The following is a 19,500-nucleotide window of genomic DNA, read 5'->3' on the forward strand; positions in this document are numbered from 1 at the left end:
TAGATTGGGCACACGTCGGAACACGGCTCGCGAACGCAAAGAGGAGAACCTGTGCCGCCCTGGCCCGGATTGCCCTACCCGCTGGGTGCCACCTACGACGGTGTGGGCACCAACTTCGCCGTCTTCTCGGAGGTCGCGGATCACGTCGAGCTGTGCCTGGTCAACGAGGACGGCACCGAGGAGCGGCACCGCCTGACCGAGGTCGACGGGTTCGTCCACCACGGGTACCTGCTCGGCGTCGGCCCCGGCCAGCGCTACGGCTACCGCGTGCACGGCGCGTACGACCCGTCGCGCGGCCTGCGCTGCAACCCGAACAAGCTGCTGATCGACCCGTACGCCAAGGCGATCGCCGGTCACGTCGACTGGGACGAGGCGTTGTTCGCCTACCCGTTCGGCTCGCCCGACGAGCGCAACGACGCGGATTCGGCGGCGCACGTGCCGCACGCGGTGGTGGTCAACCCGTTCTTCGACTGGGGTGACGACCGGCCGCCGCGCACGCCCTACAACGAGACGGTGATCTACGAGGCACACGTCCGCGGCCTCACGATGAACCACCCGGAGGTGCCCCCGCGGCTGCGCGGCACCTACGCCGGGCTCGCGCACCCGGCGGTGATCGACCACCTCACCAAGCTCGGCGTCACGGCGATCGAGCTGATGCCGGTGCACCAGTTCATCACCGACCACGGTCTGGCCGAGAAGGGCCTGCGCAACTACTGGGGCTACAACACGATCGGCTTCTTCGCCCCGCACGAGGGCTACGCGGCGCTGCCCGAGCAGGCCGGCCAGGTGCAGGAGTTCAAGGGCATGGTCAAGGCCCTGCACGAAGCAGGCATCGAGGTCATCCTCGACGTCGTCTACAACCACACCGCCGAGGGCAACCACCTCGGCCCCACCCTGTCCATGCGCGGCATCGACAACCAGGCCTACTACCGGCTGGTCGAGGACGAGCCGCAGTACTACATGGACTACACGGGCACCGGCAACTCGCTGAACGTGCGCAACCCGCACACGCTGCAGCTCATCATGGACTCGCTGCGGTACTGGGTCACCGAGATGCACGTCGACGGGTTCCGCTTCGACCTCGCCGCCACCCTGGCCCGCGAGTTCTACGACGTCGACCGGCTGTCCACGTTCTTCGACCTGGTGCAGCAGGACCCGACGGTGAGCCGGGTCAAGCTGATCGCCGAGCCGTGGGACGTCGGGCCGGGCGGCTACCAGGTCGGCAACTTCCCTCCACTGTGGACGGAGTGGAACGGTCAGTTCCGGGACACCGTGCGGGACTTCTGGCGCGGCGAGCCCGCCACGCTCGGCGAGTTCGCCTCCCGGCTCACCGGATCGTCCGACCTGTACCAGGACGACGGCCGCCGCCCGTACGCCTCGATCAACTTCGTCACCGCGCACGACGGCTTCACGCTGCAGGACCTGGTGTCCTACAACAACAAGCACAACGAGGCCAACGGCGAGGACGGGCGGGACGGCGCCGACGACAACCGCTCGTGGAACTGCGGTGTCGAGGGCGAGACCGACGACGAGGAGGTGCTGGCGCTGCGGGCCAAGCAGCGCCGCAACATGCTCGCCACACTGCTGCTGTCGCAGGGCGTGCCGATGCTGCTGCACGGCGACGAGATGGGCCGCACCCAGCGGGGCAACAACAACGTCTACTGCCAGGACAACGAGATCTCCTGGATGGACTGGTCGCTCGCGAAGGCCAACGCCGACCAGGTCGAGTTCACCGCCGCGCTCGCCGCGTTCCGCAAGAAGCACCCGGTGTTCCGGCGCCGCCGCTTCTTCGCGGGCAAACCGATCGGCAAGGGCGAGGAGCTGCGCGACATCGCCTGGTTCACCCCCTCCGGCGAGGAGATGAAGGAGCAGAACTGGGACGACGGCTTCGGCAAGGCCATCGTCGCGTTCCTCAACGGCGAGGGCATCAACGACCTCGACCCGCGCGGCATGAAGGTCACCGACGACTCGTTCCTGCTGGCGTTCAACGCGCACTACGAGGACATCGAGCTGACCCTGCCGAACGCCGACTACGGAGCGGGCTGGGCGGTGGTGGTCGACACCGAGGCCGGGACCGTCGCGGAGGAGCCGGGTGAGCCGGTGGCCGCGGGCGGCACGATGAACCTGCCTGCCCGTTCGCTCGTGGTGCTGCAGCGGGTGGACGCATGAGACCGTCCGCCACCTACCGGGTGCAGCTGCGCCCGGAGTTCACCTTCGCCGACGCCGCCGACCGCATTCCGTACCTGCGCAGGCTCGGCGTCGGCGCCCTGTACGCCTCGCCGGTGCTGGACGCGACGCCCGGGTCCACCCACGGCTACGACGTGGTCGACCCGACGCGGGCGCGGCCGGAGCTGGGCGGCGAGGACGCGCGGCGGGATCTGGCGAAGCGGCTGCGGGACGCGGGGCTCGGGTTCGTCGTGGACATCGTGCCCAACCACATGGCGGTCGAGGTCGCGAAGGCGAACCCGTGGTGGTGGGACGTGCTGCGGCACGGCCCCGGCTCGGCGCACGCCGACTACTTCGACATCGACTGGCGGCGCGGCAGGGTGCTGCTGCCCGTCCTCGGCGACGACGCCGACGTGGCGGAGCTGCGGATCGACGGCGACGAGCTGGTCTACTACGAGCACCGGTTCCCGATCGCGCCGGGCACCGGCGAGGGCAGCCCGCAGGAGGTGCACGCGCGGCAGCACTACGAGCTGGTGGGCTGGCGCCGGGGCAACGCGGAGCTGAACTACCGCCGCTTCTTCGACATCACCACGCTCGCCGCGGTGCGGGTCGAGCTGCCCGACGTCTTCCGCGCCACCCACGGCGAGGTGCTGCGCTGGGTCGCCGAGGGCGAGGTCACGGGCCTGCGCGTGGACCACCCGGACGGCCTGGCCGACCCCGGCGGCTACATGCGGATGCTGCGTGCGGGCGCGCCGGAGGCGTGGCTGGTGGTGGAGAAGATCCTGCACCCGGGCGAGGACCTGCCGCAGAGCTGGCCGGTCGACGGCACCACCGGCTACGACGCGCTGCGCGAGATCACCGGGCTGTTCGTCGACCCGGACGCCGAGGCGCCGCTGACCGAGCTGGCGCGGTCGCTGGGCCAGCCGGTGGACTACCACGAGGTCGAGGACAGGGCCCGGCGGCTGGTGACCGACCGGATCCTGGTGGCCGAGGTGCACCGGATCGCCGCGCTGGTGCGCGGCGTCGAGCCGGAGGCGGCGCAGGGGGCGGTGGCCGAGACGATGGTCGCGTTCCCGGTGTACCGGTCCTACCTGCCCGAGGGCGAGGCGAACTGGGCGGCCGCGATCGCCGCCGCCCGCGCCGCGCGCCCCGACCTGACCGAGGCGATCGACGCGCTGGACTTCCAGGTGCGCGAGGACCCGCACGGCGAGCTGGCCACCCGCATCCAGCAGACCTCCGGCATGGTGGTCGCCAAGGGCACCGAGGACACCACCTTCTACCGCTACACGCGGTTCGCCGCGCTCAACGAGGTCGGCGGCTCCCCCAACGACTTCGGCGCCTCCGGGGACGCCTTCCACGCGATGGCCGCCGCTCGTGAGGCAGGCTGGCCCGGCGCGATGACGACGCTGACCACGCACGACACGAAGCGGTCCGAGGACGTGCGGGCGCGGCTGGCGGTGCTGTCGGAGGTGCCCGGCGAGTTCGCCGCCGCGGTCCGGCGGTGGACCGCCCGGCACGGCATCGACGAGCCGTCGCTGAACCTGCTGGCCTGGCAGACGCTGGTGGGCGCCTGGCCGATCACCCCGGAGCGGCTGCGGGACTACCTGGACAAGGCGGCCAAGGAAAGCAAGCTCCGCACCACCTGGACCGACCACGACGAGGAGTTCGAGCGGGCGGTCGCGGCGTGGCCGGACGAGGTCCTCGGCGACGCGGACCTGGCGGCCGAGGTCGAGGCGTTCGTGGCGCGGGTGCGCGAACCGGGATGGTCGAACTCCTTGGCGCAGAAGCTGATCCAGCTCACCGCGCCCGGCGTGCCGGACGTCTACCAGGGCACCGAGCTGTGGGACTTCTCGCTGGTCGACCCGGACAACCGGCGGCCGGTGGACTACGCGCTGCGCGCCGCGCTGCTGGAGGAGATCGAGGGCGGGTGGCTGCCGCCGGTCGACTCCTCCGGCGCGGCGAAGCTGCTCGTCGTGCACCGGGCGCTGACCCTGCGCCGCGACTCCCCGGAGCTGTTCACCGGCTACCGCCGCCTGCACGCCGAGGGCCCGGCCGCCGCGCACGTGGTGGCCTTCGAGCGCACCGGGCTGATCACGGTGGCCACCCGGCTGCCGGTGGGGCTGGCCGAGGGCGGCGGCTGGCGCGGCACGGTGCTGCCGCTGCCCGCCGGTGAGTGGACGGACGCGATCACCGGCGCGGCGGTCACCGGTGAGCTGTCGGAGATGCTGGCGCGTTATCCGGTCGCGCTGCTGGTGCGAGGAGAGTCATGACCTTCCGGGTGTGGGCGCCCGCCGTCTCGCGGGTGCGCGTGCGCACGGGCGGCGCCGATCACGAGATGACGGCTGGTGGCGGCGGCTGGTGGTTCTCCGACGTGCCGGCGCCGCCGGGCGCCGACTACGCCTTCGTGCTCGACGACGACGAGAAGGCGCTTCCCGATCCGCGGTCGTCCTGGCAGCCCCACGGCGTGCATGGGCCGTCCCGGATCTACGACCACTCCGCGTTCGACTGGACCGACGGGTCGTGGACAGGGCGGGCGCTGCCCGGCGGCGCGCTCTACGAGCTGCACATCGGCACGTTCACCCCGGAGGGCACGTTCGACGCGGCGATCGGCCGGCTGGACCATCTCGTCGACCTGGGCGTCACGTTCGTCGAGGTGCTGCCGGTCAACTCCTTCGACGGCACCGACGGCTGGGGCTACGACGGGGTGCTGTGGGGCGCGGCGCACGAGCCCTACGGCGGGCCGGACGGGTTCAAGCGGTTCGTCGACGCCTGCCACGCGCGCGGCCTGGCCGTGGTGCTCGACGTCGTCTACAACCACCTCGGGCCGTCGGGGGCGTACCTGGACCGGTTCGGCCCCTACTTCGCGGGCAGCAACGACTGGGGCCCCGGCCTGAACCTGGACGGCGAGGGGTCCGACGAGGTCCGCCGGTACGTGCTGGACAACGCGCTCGGCTGGCTGCGGGACTTCCACGTCGACGCGCTGCGGCTGGACGCGGTGCACGCGCTGAGCGACCGGCGGGCCACGCACCTGCTGGAGGAGCTGGCGGTGGAGGTGGAGGCGCTGTCGGCGGCGGTGCGGCGGCCGCTGACATTGATCGCCGAGTCGGACCTCAACGACCCGCGGCTGGTCACCGCCCGCGAGGGCGGCGGGTACGGGCTGCACGCCCAGTGGTGCGACGACCTGCACCACGCGCTGCACGTGACGCTGTCCGGGGAGACCAGCGGGTACTACGCCGACTTCGGCGCGCCCGGGGCGCTGGAGAAGACGCTGCGGCAGGCGTTCTTCCACGCCGGCACGTGGTCGTCGTTCCGGGAGCGGACGCACGGGCGGCCGGTCGACACGCGGACGCTGCCCGGGCACCGGTTCCTGATCTACCTGCAGAACCACGACCAGATCGGCAACCGGGCCACCGGCGACCGGTTGTCCGCTTCGGTGTCGCCGGGACGCCTGGCCTGCGGCGCGGCGATCGTGTTCTGCTCGCCGTACACGCCGATGGTGTTCATGGGCGAGGAGTGGGCGGCGCGCACGCCGTGGCAGTTCTTCGCGTCGTTCCCGGACCCGGAGCTGGCCGAGGCCGTGCGGACGGGCCGCCGCCGCGAGTTCGCCCGCCACGGCTGGGGTGAGGCCGAGGTGCCGGACCCGATGGACCCGGCGACCGTGGAGCGCTCGCGGCTGGACTGGTCCGAGCCGGCCAAGGAGGGACACCGCGAGATGCTCGACCTGTACCGGTCGCTGATCGCGCTGCGCCGGTCCCGGCCGGAGCTGGCGGACCCGCGGCTGGACCGGTTCGAGGTGCGCGCGGACGGCCCGCTGCTGGTCCTCGACCGCGGCGCCCTGCGGCTGGTGTGCAACTTCGGCCCCGAGGCCGCCGACCTGGGCGACCCGGCGGGCAAGGTGCTGCTCTCCTGGGGCGACGCCACGGCCGCCCAGCTGCCCCCGGACACGTTCGTCCTGATCGACACCCTCAGCTGATCACGCCAGGTCACCGGACGTCCGCGGACTTGGTCGCCATCGCCCCCGTGCGGCGGTGACCAAACCCTCACCACCCCCGCGACCGGCCCCATCCACCCCCACCCGTCCCTCCGCGCAGAAGGCACCGACCAGCGCGAACAACCCCGCACACCTCCGCCGCGGCCACCCGCCGTCACCACCCGCCCGGCACCCCGGCCTGATCGACACCGTTCGGCGGTGACCAAACTGTCGGTGGGTGCTGGGAGAATCGGAGCATGGCCACCCGACCTGCCACCGACAACCTCGTCCTCGCCGGGCGCCCCTTCCCCCTGGGCGCGCACCCGGAGGGCGGGGGCGTCCGGTTCGCCGTCACCTCGACCGTCGCCGACGCCGTCGAGGTGTGCCTGATCAGCGAGGACGGCTCCGAACGCCGCGTGGAGCTCACCGAGCGCACCTTCGGCGTGTGGCACGGCCTGGTGCCGGGTGTGACGTCGGGCCAGAAGTACGGCTACCGGGTGCACGGCCCGTACGACCCGTCGCGCGGCCTGCGCTGCAACCCGGACAAGATCCTCGTCGACCCGTACGCCACGCGCATCACCGGCGCCCTCACCGACCTTTCCGCCGCGCTCGGCCACGCGGGCGATCCGATGCACCACCGCCGCTCCAAGGTCGACTCGCTGGGCAGCGTGCCGCTGTCGGTGGTCACCTCGCACGGCGGCCCGGACACCGGCGCCAAGCCCGAGGTGCCGTTCGAGGAGTCCGTCATCTACGAGATGCACGTGAAGGGCTTCACGCAGCGCAACCCGGAGATCCCGGCGAACCTGCGCGGCACCTACCTGGGCCTGGCCCACCCGGCGGCGATCGAGCACCTGGTGCGGCTCGGGGTGACCGCGGTGGAGTTGCTGCCGGTGCACTGGTTCACCGAGGAGCCCTACCTGGTGCGCACCGGGCGGAAGAACTACTGGGGGTACTCGCCGCTGGGCTACTTCGCGCCGCACGCCGGGTACGCGAGCGAGCCGGGGCGTGAGGTCGCCGAGTTCCGCACCATGGTCGCCGCCCTGCACGCGGCCAACATCGAGGTCATCCTCGACGTGGTCTTCAACCACACCTGCGAGGGCGGCCTGGACGGGCCCACCCTGTCGTTCCGCGGCCTGGACGCCCCGGCCTACTACCTGCACGCCGGCCGCGGCAACGTCATCGACCTGACCGGCTGCGGCAACACCCTGGAGCCGCGCTCGCCGACGGTGATCCGCCTGGTCACCGACTCGCTGCGGTACTGGGCGACCGAGATGGGTGTCGACGGGTTCCGGTTCGACCTGGCCAGCACGCTCGGCAGGCCAGGCGGCGGCGCGTTCGACCGGGACTCGGCGCTGCTCACCGCGATCACCACCGACCCGGTGCTGTCCGGGTGCAAACTGATCGCCGAGCCGTGGGACGTGACCGGGCACGGCTACCGCGTCGGCGACTTCGGGGCGCAGTGGGCGGAGTGGAACGGCCGCTACCGCGACACGGTGCGTGACTTCTGGCGCGGCGCGGTGGGGGTGGACGACCTGGCGTTCCGGCTGTCCGGGTCGTCGGACCTGTACGACCACAACCTGCGCCGCCCGTGGCAGTCGGTCAACTTCATCACCGCGCACGACGGCTTCACGTTGCGGGATCTGGTGTCCTACAACGAAAAGCACAACGAGGCCAACGGCGAGGACAACCGCGACGGCACGAACGACAACCGCTCCTGGAACCACGGCGCCGAGGGCGAGACCGACGATCCGGAGATCCGGGAGCTGCGGGCCAGGCAGGCGCGGAACCTGCTCGCGACGCTGCTGTTGTCGACGGGCACCCCGATGCTCGTCGCGGGTGACGAGCTGTGGCGCACCCAGGGCGGCAACAACAACGCGTACTGCCTGGACGACGAGACGTCGTGGCTGGACTGGTCCGGCGACCCGGACGCGACCGCGATGCTGGCCTTCACGCGCCGGCTGGTGCACCTGCGGGCCGCGAGCCCGGCCCTGAGGCAGCCGGAGTTCTTCGAAGGCCGCACGACGCCCACCGGGCGCCCCGACCTGATCTGGTTCCGCCCCGACGGCGAGGAGATGACGGAGGAGGACTGGTTCGACGGGGGCCGCCGCACGCTGATGATGTGGATCGACGGGTCGAACAGCCAGTCCCGCACCCGGGAGGGCGAACTGATCGCCGACCACTCGTGGCTGCTGATCCTGCACTCCGGGGACGAGCCGGTGAAGGTCACCCTGCCCGGCCCGGAGTTCGGCGAAACCCTGAAGCCGACCCTGGACACCACGACGCCGGACGGCAGCCCCGCCAACCCGGGCGCCCTCACGCCCGGCAGCAGGCTGACCCTCCCCGCGAGGGCGCTGCTGCTGCTCCGCGCCCCACGGGACATCACGCCCAGGTAGAGCACATACGGCGGCAGGGCCCCGCGGCGCGCAGCGCAACCCCGCCCACGCAGCGACGCCGCGCGCAGCACAACCACCCCCGCCCAGCGACGCGCCCGGCGACAACCAGCGCGGTCCGCGCAGCGGCGGTGGCCCGCTTCGCCCGGCAACGCGCCCGGCAGCAACCAGCGCGGTGCCCGCGCAGCGACACCCGCGCAGCACAACCACCCCCGCCCAGCGGCGCGCCCGGCGACAACCAGCGCGGTCCGCGCAGCGGCGGTGGCCCGCTTCGCCCGGCAACGCGCCCGGCGGCAATCGGCGCGGTGCCCGCGCAGCGACACCCGCGCAGCACAACCACCCCCGCCCAGCGGCGCGCCCGGCGACAACCAGCACGGTGCCCGCGCAGCGGCGGTGGCCCGCTTCGCCCGGCAACGCGCCCGGCGGCAATCGGCGCGGTGCCCGCACAGCGGTGCTGACGCGCTTCGCAGCCGGAGCACGCGCGCCCGGCAACGCGCCCGGAGGCAACGGCGTGCCGCCCCGCACCACGCACCCGCAGCGCGCTTCCGCAGCGGAAGGACCCCCGCCGGGCAACGCGCACGGCGGCAACGACGCCGTGCCCGTGAAGCGGGAGCACACCGCCCAGCGGTGGCGCTCGTCCGCAGCGGGAGCACACCCGGCCGGCGGCAACAGCGCTGTGGCAAGCGCGCGGCGCTCGCGAAGCAGGAGCACGGCCGCGCAACGGCAGAGCGCTTCCCCAGCGGAAGCACCCCGCCTGGCAACCCGAGCACGCCCGCACCAATGGTGCGCTTCCCAGCCGGAGCCGCCCGCCCGGCGACAACGGCGCGGCGTCCGCGATGCAGGACCAGGCCCGCGCAACGGTGGAGCGCTTCCGCAGCAGAAGCACCCCCGCCCAGCAACGCGAGCTCGCCCGCGCAACGGTGGCACGCTTCCCAGCCGGAGCACGCCCGGCCGGCAACGCCCGGTGGCAGCTGCCGCCGCGCCCGCGAAGCGGGACCGAGCGCCCACGCGGCGACGCGCGCGGCGGCGGCCGGCGCGGCAGACGCCGGCCGCCGCGCTCCCGCTTCGCGGGCGCGGCACGGCGCTGCACTGCACTCGCGGTGAAGAGGTGGACGCGGGCACAGGCCGCAGCGAGAACCCCGTTCCCCGGAGCAGCGCCGGCCCCAGTGAAGACCTTCCACCCAGAGCCACACGGGGCCCAGCGACCACCTTCCACCCAGAGCAACACGGGGCCCAGGAACACCTTCCACCCAAAGCAGCACGGGTCCCACGAACACCTTCCACCCAAAGCAGCACGGGCCCGCCGACCACCTTCCAGCCAGCGCGGAGCGTGACCACCACCGGCACCACCACCCACCCCCGGCACCCACCACCCGCCGCCGACCACCACCATCCGAACCCCTCCCCCGCCAAACGATCATCGCCCGAACCCCGCCACTTCCACCGCAACCAAACCGGCGCCCCCAGGGTTACCGGCGGGTACGACGGGGCATCCCGATCCCAGACACGGCAAGCCCTTCCGAGCTGACGCCCGTTGGTGTTACCCGACTTGCCTGAACGCCGTTGAGGGGTCGAAAGTGCGCGGTGGAAGGCGCCGAAGCGAACCACGCCGTGACGCGTGGGTTACCAGTCGATGACCACACTGGACACACGTGGCCCGCCGACGGAGAGTGACACCCGAGGCGGTAGTTTGCGCACGTTCGCAGCTGGGTACCTCCTTCCGAAGACCTGTACGTCCCCACCGGGCCGTCGGGTGGGGCTGCATATTCGACAACAACGGTGAGAGGGGCGCTGCCGATGACCGGCCGGCTCGGCATCGACGACGTGACCCCAGCGGTCAGCTGTGGCCACTACCCGGCGAAAGCGGTGGTGGGGGAACACGTTCCGATCTCGGCGACGGTCTGGCGGGAGGGTCACGACGCGGTCGCCGCCACGGTGTCCTGGCGCGGCCCGCACGACCGGATCTCCCGCCGCACCCGGATGGCCGAGCAAGGCACTGGTCTGGACCGCTTCGGCGCGGTCATCGTCCCGGACGCCGAGGGCCTGTGGACCTTCCGCGTCGACGCGTGGAGCGACCCCTGGTCCACCTGGAAGCACGCCGTCAAGGTCAAGGTGGCCGCCGGGCAGGACGCCACCGAACTGGCCAACGACCTGGAGACCGGCGCCCGCCTGCTGGACCGCGTCTCGCGCCGCCCGGACCGCCGCCGCGAGCGCGCCCTGCTCGCCAGCGCCGCGCACGCCCTGCGCGACACCGACCGCTACCTCGCCGAGCGCGTCGGCCCCGCGCTGTCCGTCGACGTGGACCGGATCATGCACGAGTACCCGGTGCGCGAGCTGGTCACCAAGGGCAAGCCGATGCGCATCTGGGTCGACCGGGAGCGCGCCGCGTTCGGGTCCTGGTACGAGTTCTTCCCCCGCTCCACCGGCGGCTGGGACGAGCAAGGCCGCCCCGTGCACGGCACCTTCCAGACCGCGGCCAAGGCACTGGACCGCATCGCGCGCATGGGTTTCGACGTCGTCTACCTGCCGCCGATCCACCCCATCGGCCGCGTGAACCGCAAGGGGCGCAACAACACCCTCACCCCGGACGAGACCGACGTCGGCTCGCCGTGGGCCATCGGCTCGGACGAAGGCGGCCACGACGCGGTCCACCCGCAGCTGGGCACCATCGACGACTTCGACGACTTCGTCGCCCGCGCCACCGAGCTGGGCCTGGAGGTCGCCCTCGACCTGGCGCTGCAGGCCGCCCCGGACCACCCGTGGGTGCTGAAGAACCCGGAGTTCTTCACCACGCGCCCGGACGGCAGCATCGCCTACGCCGAGAACCCGCCGAAGAAGTACCAGGACATCTACCCGATCAACTTCGACAACGACCCGGAGGGCATCTACGCCGAGGTGCTGCGGGTCGTGCTGCACTGGGCTTCGCACGGGGTCCGCATCTTCCGCGTCGACAACCCGCACACCAAGCCGCCGGACTTCTGGGCCTGGCTGATCAAGACCGTGAAGGACGCGCACCCGGACGTGCTGTTCCTGTCCGAGGCCTTCACGCGCCCGGCCCGCCTGTGGGGCCTGGCCAAGCTCGGCTTCACCCAGTCCTACACCTACTTCACCTGGCGCACGACGAAGGAGGAGCTGATCGAGTTCGGCGTCGACCTGGTCGAGCACTGGGACGTCGGCAGGCCGAACCTGTTCGTCAACACGCCGGACATCCTGCACGAGTCGCTGCAGAAGGGCGGCCCGGCCATGTTCGCGCTGCGCGCCGCGCTCGCCGCGACGCTGTCGCCGACCTGGGGCGTCTACTCCGGTTTCGAGCTGTACGAGCACGAGCCGGTGCGCGAGGGCAGCGAGGAGTACCTCCACTCGGAGAAGTACGAACTGCGCCCGCGGGACTTCGACCAGGCGCTGGCGGAGGGCCGCTCACTCGAGCCGTGGCTGACGAAGCTCAACGCGGTGCGCCGCGCCCACCCCGCGCTGCAGCAGATGCGCACGCTGCGGTTCCACCACGTGGACAACCCGGCGCTGCTGGCCTATTCCAAGCAGGATCCGGCGACGGGCGACACCGTCGTCGTGGTGGTGACCCTGGATCCGCACCAGGCCCAGGAGGGGACCCTCTGGCTCGACCTGGCCGCGCTCGGTTTCGACTGGCACGAGCGGCTGATCGCGCACGACGAGGTCACCGGCGAGACCTGGGACTGGGGCCAGGCGAACTACGTGCGGCTCGAACCCTGGCGTTCGGTCGCGCACGTCGTCGGCGTACAGCGCCGCCTGGCCGGCCGCGACTGAGGCCGGCCCCGACACAACACAGTTTTCCACGGAGAACCCCGCGCACCGACCGGCGCCGGGGTAGTCGAACGCACCCGGATGAGGTGGGGAGAGGTGGAGTTCATGGACGAAGACGCCCGGCCCGACGCGGCGCTCGGTCTGGAGGGCATCCCGCACACCGGTGAGGCGATGACCCCCGACGGGATGCTCGTCGAGCCGCAGGCCGACGACTTCAAGTCCGCGAAACAGGCGCCGGACAACCCGCAGTGGTACAAGGGCGCGGTCTTCTACGAGGTGCTGGTGCGCGCCTTCGCCGACTCCAACGGCGACGGCACCGGCGACCTGCGCGGGCTCGCGAACCGGCTGGACTACATCGAGTGGCTCGGCGTCGACTGCCTCTGGCTGCCGCCCTTCTACGCCTCGCCGCTGCGCGACGGCGGTTACGACATCAGCGACTTCCGCGCGGTGCTGCCGGAGTTCGGCACGGTCGAGGACTTCGTCTACCTCCTCGACGAGGCCCACAAGCGCGGCATTCGCGTGATCACCGACCTCGTCCTCAACCACACCTCGGACGTGCACCCGTGGTTCCAGCAGTCGCGGTCCGACCCCGACGGGCCCTACGGCGACTACTACGTCTGGAGCGACGACGACTCGCGCTACGCCGATGCGCGCATCATCTTCGTGGACACCGAAACGTCGAACTGGACGTACGACCCGGTGCGCGGCCAGTTCTACTGGCACCGCTTCTTCTCCCACCAGCCCGACCTCAACTACGAGAACCCGGACGTGCAGGAGGCCATGCTCGACGTCCTGCGGTTCTGGCTGGACCTGGGCATCGACGGCTTCCGCCTGGACGCGGTCCCCTACCTGTTCGAACAGGAGGGCACCAACTGCGAGAACCTGCCGCGCACGCACGAGTTCCTCAAGCGCTGCCGCAAGGTCGTCGACGACGAGTACCCGGGCCGGGTACTGCTGGCCGAGGCCAACCAGTGGCCCTCCGACGTGGTCGAGTACTTCGGCGACCCGGCCACCGGCGGCGACGAGTGCCACATGGCGTTCCACTTCCCGCTGATGCCGCGCATCTTCATGGCCGTGCGCCGCGAGTCCCGCTTCCCGATCTCGGAGATCCTGGCGCAGACGCCGAAGATCCCGGACGGCGCGCAGTGGGGCATCTTCCTGCGCAACCACGACGAGCTGACGCTGGAGATGGTCAGCGACGAAGAGCGCGACTACATGTACGCGGAGTACGCCAAGGACCCGCGGATGAAGGCGAACATCGGCATCCGCCGCCGACTCGCGCCGCTGCTGGAGAACGACCGCAACCAGCTCGAGTTGTTCACGGCTTTGCTGCTTTCGCTGCCCGGGTCACCCGTTCTGTACTACGGTGACGAGATCGGAATGGGCGACAACATCTGGCTGGGTGACCGCGACGCGGTGCGCACACCCATGCAGTGGACGCCCGATCGCAACGCCGGTTTCTCGGGTTGCGACCCGGGCCGGATCTACCTGCCGGTGATCATGGACCCGGTCTACGGGTACCAGGCGATCAACGTCGAGGCCCAGCGGGACAGCGCGTCGTCGCTGCTCAACTGGACGCGGCGGATGATCGAGGTCCGCAAGCAGCACCACGCGTTCGCCGAGGGCGACTTCGTCGAGCTCGGCGGGTCCAACCCGAGCGTGCTGGCCTACAAGCGAACCTGGATCCGGCCGGACGGGCGGCTCGACATCGTCCTGTGTGTGAACAATCTGTCGCGATTCCCGCAACCGGTCGAGCTGGACCTGTCGGAGCATCACGGTTACACGCCCCTGGAGCTCACCGGCGGTGTTCAATTCCCCGACATCGGGGAACTGCCTTATCTGCTGACGTTGCCTGGGCACGGCTTCTACTGGTTCCAGCTGCTGGACGCGGACGCGAAGGCGAGGCGAGGTGAGTGACTTGACCGATCCCCGTGAGCTGGTCGGCGCGCTGGTGACCGAACTGCCGGAGTGGCTGCCCACGCAGCGGTGGTTCGCCGGGAAGGACCGCCCGATCACCGCGGTGCGCCCGCTGAGCACGACGGTCCTGATGGCCGGCGACCCGCTCCTGCTCCACCTCGTCGTCGAGGTGGAGCAGGACGACCGGCGCGAGCCGTACCAGCTCCTCATCGGGAGCCAGGCCCACCTGCCGGAGTACCTCGGGTCGAGCTGGATCGGCACCGAGAAGGGCCTGCCCTGCTACGAGGCCACCGGCGACGCCGACCTGACGAGCAAGCTGCTCGACCTGATCGCCGGGGACGCGCGGATCGGCTCGCTGCGGTTCGCGCGCGAACCGGGCGCCGAGCTGCGTGGCGGGCTGCGGGCCCGGCCGGTGGGCGCGGAGCAGAGCAACACCTCGCTGGTGTTCGGTCACCACTACATCCTCAAGCTGTTCCGCAAGCTCACCCCGGGCGAGAACCCGGACCTGCGCCTGCACCGGGCGCTGCACGACGTGGGCAGCAAGCACATCGCCGACCTGCTCGGCTCGATCACCGGCGAACTCGACGGGGAGCCGGTCACGATCGGGATGCTGCAGAAGTTCGTGTCCGACGCGGTGGACGGCTGGGCCATGGCCACCACCAGCGTCCGCGACCTCATGGCCGATCCCGAGCTGCCCCCCGACGAGGTGGGCGGCGATTTCGCCGGGGAGGCGCAGCGGCTCGGCCAGGCTGTCGCCTCCGTGCACAGCGACCTGCGGCGGGCCCTCGGCGACGAGATCGCCGACGAGGGCGAGTTCGACCGCACGGTCAAGGCGATGCGGGACCGGCTGGACACCGTGAGCCGCGCGGTGCCGCAACTGGCCGAGCACGCCCCGGCGCTGCGCGCCGCCTTCGAGAAGCTGCGGGAGGCACACGGACCGGTGTCCATGCAGTACATCCACGGTGACCTGCACCTGGGACAGGTACTGCGTTGCGTCACCGGGTGGCTGCTGATCGACTTCGAGGGCGAGCCGGCCGCGCCGGCGGCCGAACGGGTGGCGCTGCGCTCGCCGCTGCGGGATGTCGCCGGGATGCTGCGCTCGTTCGACTACGCGGCGCACCAGATGCTGATCGGCCACGACGAGGACGATCCGCGGCTCACCGAACGGGCGCTGGAGTGGGCGCGGCGCAACCGGTCGGCCTTCTGCGACGGCTACGCCAAGGCGGCGCCGGAAACAGTGGGCGACCCGCGGGCGCACGGCGACCTGCTGCGCGCGTTCGAGCTCGACAAGGCCGTCTACGAGGTGGCCTACGAACACGCCAACCGGCCGGAATGGCTGACCGTGCCGCTGGCATCCATCGCACGGATCACCGCAGGAGGCGAACAACCGTGAACGCGGTCCCAGCCGAACTGCCCGAGGCGGCCCCGCCGCCCGGCGACATCGACCGGCTGCTGGCCGGCTCGCACCACGACCCGCACTCGGTCCTCGGTGTGCACACCGTGGGCGACGCGGTGGTGGTGCGGGCGCTGCGGCCCGGTGCGCGCCGGGTGAGCGTGGTCGCCGCCGACCACAAGTTCGACCTGGAACGGGTCGTGGACGGCCTGTTCGCCGGAACGGTGCCCGAGCACCCCGGCGACTACCGGCTGGAGGTCGACTACGACGGGCAGGTGTGCACGCTCGACGACCCGTACCGGTGGCTGCCCACGGTGGGCGAGCTGGACCAGCACCTGATCGGCGAGGGCAGGCACGAGCGGCTGTGGGACGTGCTGGGCGCGCACCCGCGGTCCTACGAGACGCCGAGCGGGGTCGTCACCGGCACGTCGTTCGCGGTGTGGGCGCCGACCGCGCGGGGGGTGCGGGTGATCGGCGACTTCAACGGGTGGGACGGCCGGTCGCACCCGATGCGCTCGCTCGGCTCGTCCGGGGTGTGGGAGGTGTTCATCCCGGGCGTGGAGATCGGGACGCACTACAAGTTCCGCGTCCTCGGCGCCGACGGGCAGTGGCACGAGAAGGCCGACCCGATGGCGTTCGCGACGGAGAAACCGCCCGCGACCGCGTCGGTGGTCACCGCGTCGGCCTACGAGTGGTCCGACGAGGAGTGGCTGGCCAAGCGCAACGCCACGAACTGGGCCAACGCGCCGATGAGCGTCTACGAGGTGCACCTCGGTTCGTGGCGGCCCGGGCTGGGCTACCGCGAGCTGGCCGAGGAGCTGGCCGACTACGTGCAGGACATGGGTTTCACGCACGTCGAGCTGCTGCCGATCGCCGAGCACCCGTTCGGCGGGTCGTGGGGCTACCAGGTCACCTCCTACTACGCGCCGACGGCGCGGTTCGGCCACCCGGACGACTTCCGGTACTTCGTGGACCGGCTGCACCAGCGCGGCATCGGCGTGATCGTGGACTGGGTGCCCGCTCACTTCCCCAAGGACAACTGGGCGCTGGCGCGCTTCGACGGCACCCCGCTGTACGAGCACGCCGACCCGCGCCGCGGCGAGCAGCTGGACTGGGGCACGTACGTGTTCGACTTCGGCCGCAACGAGGTGCGCAACTTCCTGGTCGCGAACGCGCTGTTCTGGCTGGAGGAGTACCACCTGGACGGTCTGCGCGTGGACGCGGTGGCCTCGATGCTGTACCTGGACTACTCGCGGCCGGAGGGCCAGTGGGTGCCCAACCAGTACGGCGGGCGGGAGAACCTGGATGCGGTGCGGTTCCTGCAGGAGCTGAACGCGACCGTCTACAAGCGACACCCGGGCGTGGTGATGATCGCCGAGGAGTCGACGGCGTGGCCGGGTGTGACGCGGCCGACGCACCTGGGCGGGCTCGGGTTCGGGTTCAAGTGGAACATGGGCTGGATGCACGACACGCTGCACTACCTGGCGCACGATCCGGTGCACCGGTCCTACCACCACAACGAGATGACGTTCTCGCTGGTGTACGCGTGGAGCGAGAACTTCGTGCTGCCGCTGTCGCACGACGAGGTCGTGCACGGCAAGGGCTCGCTGTGGGGCCGCATGCCCGGCGACGACTGGAACAAGGCCGCCGGGGTCCGGTCGCTGCTGGCGTTCATGTGGGCGCACCCCGGCAAGCAGCTGCTGTTCATGGGCGGCGAGTTCGGCCAGGAGCAGGAGTGGTCGGAGGAGCGGTCGCTGGACTGGCATCTGCTGGAACAGCCGCTGCACGGCGGGATCCAGAAGCTGATGCGGGACCTGAACTCCACGTACACGTCGTCGCCGGCGTTGTTCAGCGCGGACACCACGCCGGAGGGCTTCGCCTGGATCGACGCGAACGACTCGGGCGGCAACGTGCTGAGCTTCCTGCGCATCGGCGAGGACGGCTCGCGGCTGGCGTGCGTGGCGAACTTCGCCGGGATGCCGCACCACGACTACCGGGTCGGGTTGCCCGCCGCGGGCCGGTGGCGTGAGGTCGTGAACACCGACGCGGAGATCTACGGCGGCTCCGGGGTGGGCAACTACGGGGCGGTCGAGGCCGAGCTGGAGCCGTGGCACGGCCAGCCGGCGTCGGCGGTGCTGCAACTGCCGCCGTCCGGGGTGCTCTGGCTCGCTCCGGAGGAGTGACCGTCGACCACCAGCACTAATGGCACGGGGTGCCACTCCGGCGGGAGTGGCACCCCGTGCCGTTTCACCGTGCCGTTTCAGTCGGCGGAGCGCAGCGCCTGGCTGATCTGCCGGACCACTTCGGACAGCGGGGCGGAGGTCTTGAGCACGGCGACCACCGACTCGTCGTCGCGGTCCGCGCGGGGGGCGGCGGTGTCGGCGAAGGCGTCGATCACCAGCGCGAACGCCTCCTTCGCGTGCGCGTGGGCGTCCTCGGCGCCGCCGCTGCGCAGCCAGCGGCGCAGGACGTGGTTGTGGGCCGCCGCGACCGCCGCCGCGGCGACCGAGCCACGCAGGTCCCACAGCGGGTCGCCGGCCGCCTGGAACCGCGCGCGCAGGAACGTCGCGAGCACGCGCTGGTAGCGGTCGACGCTCGCGACCTCCTTGTCCCGCAACGAAGGCACGGTGCGGGTGAGGGCGAAGCGCTTGACCGAGACGTCCGGGTCGGCGAGGTAGGAGTCGAGCACCAGGCCGACGCCGGCGCACGCCACCTCGAGAGGGTTCTGCCGCTCGTCCGCGGTGGCGAAGAGCTGCTCGATGCGGCCGAGGACCTCCTCGTGGTTCGGGAAGATCGCGTCTTCCTTCGACCGGAAGTACCGGAAGAAGGTGCGCCGGCCGACACCGGCGGCCGAGGCGATCTCGTCGACCGTGGTGGCGTCGTACCCCTGCTCGGAGAACTTCTCGATCGCCGCCACGGTGAGGGCGTGCCGCAGCCGCCTGCGCCCCGCGGTGGTCCTGCCCACCCGCGGTCGCGGCGCGGACCGGGACTCGTCGGACATGAGGACGAAACTAACAGGCCGGGCTTGCTAAGGGCACGCAGTGCCATTAGCATCACAGTCATCCACCGCCGATCCGGGCACTGCCGCTTTGGTGCCCCGCCTCACCGGGAAGGGGGCTCGTCATGAGCGTCGATCACGACCTGGGCACCAAGCGTCCGACCAGCACGCCCGTGGACTACCGCCGCACGTTCGGCTGGCCGGTCCACTGGCAGAACGGCACCCTCAACTTCGTGATCGGGGCGGGCATCGGCGCGGTCGCCGTGCCGCGGGCGCGCGCCGAGCAGGTGCTGGAGAACCTGGCGCGCCAGGGCTGCCGCGGGCCCGCGCTGAGCGTGCCCACCAAGCACGGTTCGGTGGTCATCTTCCTGGTCGAGGCAGACATCCTGGGCAGCGACGCCGAGTTCCTCCCCCGCGACGTGCGGGTGCTGACGGCGGGCACCTCGATCCCGATGCCGGGCACCCACGGCCCCGCCGACCTCGCGCGGTGGATCGTGCCGCCCGACCCGCAGCAGCGCTGGCTGCCGAGCCTGACGGCGGTGCTGGCCGCCATCCGCTCGGCCGGCCGCTACCGCTGAGGTTCGTAGGCGCCTTCCGGCCGCGGCGGGCTGTTCCCACTCGGCGAGGGGTGAGCGCTTTCCCGGTGCGGAGACAGCACCGCCGCACAGCGCGGCGCTGACGGCCACCCGCTCCGTGGCCCCCTACCGCTGACGCCCAGCGCTTACCAGCCGCAGCGCGTTGTTCCCACTCGCCGAGGCACGAGCGCTGTTCCGGTGCGGCGCCGGGCGGCGCTGTCGGCTCCGAGGGCGGCCGGTCTGGCTTGAACGGTGCCCGTGCAGGCCATTCGCGACGGCAGTACTGGAGTACATCCGCGCGGCGCGGCGCT

At 71.6% G+C, this 19,500-nt stretch carries 10 protein-coding genes; 9 read left to right on the forward strand and 1 reads right to left on the reverse strand.

What is annotated here, in order from left to right; genetic code table 11:
* Window positions 1-51: 51 nt before the first annotated feature.
* The 8 genes from glgX (ACCP09_RS09380) to glgB all read left to right on the forward strand — a co-directional run bounded on the left by glgX (ACCP09_RS09380) (window position 52) and on the right by glgB (window position 17,799).
* Window positions 52-2,169 carry a glycogen debranching protein GlgX gene (glgX, locus tag ACCP09_RS09380; RefSeq protein WP_027930584.1) on the forward strand — a complete coding sequence of 706 codons (2,118 nt, stop codon included), beginning with the start codon at window positions 52-54 and terminating at the stop codon, window positions 2,167-2,169.
* Window positions 2,166-4,436: a malto-oligosyltrehalose synthase gene (gene treY, locus ACCP09_RS09385; protein WP_433745010.1), complete on the forward strand. Its 2,271-nt coding sequence runs from the start codon at window positions 2,166-2,168 to the stop codon at window positions 4,434-4,436. Before glgX (ACCP09_RS09380) ends, treY begins: the two co-directional genes overlap by 4 nt.
* The gene (gene treZ, locus ACCP09_RS09390) at window positions 4,433-6,139 is read left to right on the forward strand and encodes a malto-oligosyltrehalose trehalohydrolase (protein WP_433745013.1); all 1,707 of its coding nucleotides are present in this window, start codon (window positions 4,433-4,435) and stop codon (window positions 6,137-6,139) included. The genes treY and treZ overlap by 4 nt, the downstream gene beginning before the upstream one ends.
* Window positions 6,140-6,393: 254 nt before the next feature.
* Window positions 6,394-8,529 (forward strand): glycogen debranching protein GlgX, encoded by a 2,136-nt coding sequence (gene glgX / locus ACCP09_RS09395; RefSeq protein ID WP_123682563.1) that lies wholly within the window; start codon window positions 6,394-6,396, stop codon window positions 8,527-8,529.
* Between the two features lie 1,794 nt (window positions 8,530-10,323).
* Window positions 10,324-12,309: a maltotransferase domain-containing protein gene (locus ACCP09_RS09400; protein ID WP_433745017.1), complete on the forward strand. Its 1,986-nt coding sequence runs from the start codon at window positions 10,324-10,326 to the stop codon at window positions 12,307-12,309.
* 102 nt (window positions 12,310-12,411) lie between these two features.
* Window positions 12,412-14,223 (forward strand): maltose alpha-D-glucosyltransferase, encoded by a 1,812-nt coding sequence (gene treS, locus ACCP09_RS09405; protein ID WP_027930589.1) that lies wholly within the window; start codon window positions 12,412-12,414, stop codon window positions 14,221-14,223.
* Between the two features lies 1 nt (window position 14,224).
* On the forward strand, window positions 14,225-15,616 hold the full coding sequence (locus ACCP09_RS09410; RefSeq protein ID WP_027930590.1) for a maltokinase N-terminal cap-like domain-containing protein: 1,392 nt from the start codon (window positions 14,225-14,227) through the stop codon (window positions 15,614-15,616).
* The gene (glgB, locus tag ACCP09_RS09415) at window positions 15,613-17,799 is read left to right on the forward strand and encodes a 1,4-alpha-glucan branching protein GlgB (RefSeq protein WP_027930591.1); all 2,187 of its coding nucleotides are present in this window, start codon (window positions 15,613-15,615) and stop codon (window positions 17,797-17,799) included. Before ACCP09_RS09410 ends, glgB begins: the two co-directional genes overlap by 4 nt.
* A gap of 77 nt (window positions 17,800-17,876) precedes the next feature.
* On the opposite strand, the gene ACCP09_RS09420 is transcribed toward glgB, so the two are convergent.
* A complete protein-coding gene (locus ACCP09_RS09420) occupies window positions 17,877-18,617 on the reverse strand; it encodes a TetR family transcriptional regulator (protein ID WP_027936241.1) in 741 nt (246 codons plus the stop codon).
* A gap of 122 nt (window positions 18,618-18,739) precedes the next feature.
* Between ACCP09_RS09420 and ACCP09_RS09425 the strand changes: the two genes are divergently transcribed.
* A complete protein-coding gene (locus tag ACCP09_RS09425) occupies window positions 18,740-19,192 on the forward strand; it encodes a hypothetical protein (protein ID WP_027930593.1) in 453 nt (150 codons plus the stop codon).
* Window positions 19,193-19,500 lie beyond the last annotated feature (308 nt).

The sequence above is a fragment of the Amycolatopsis sp. 3B14 genome, from assembly GCF_050958625.1.
In the GTDB taxonomy this organism is placed as follows: domain Bacteria; phylum Actinomycetota; class Actinomycetes; order Mycobacteriales; family Pseudonocardiaceae; genus Amycolatopsis_E; species Amycolatopsis_E thermoflava.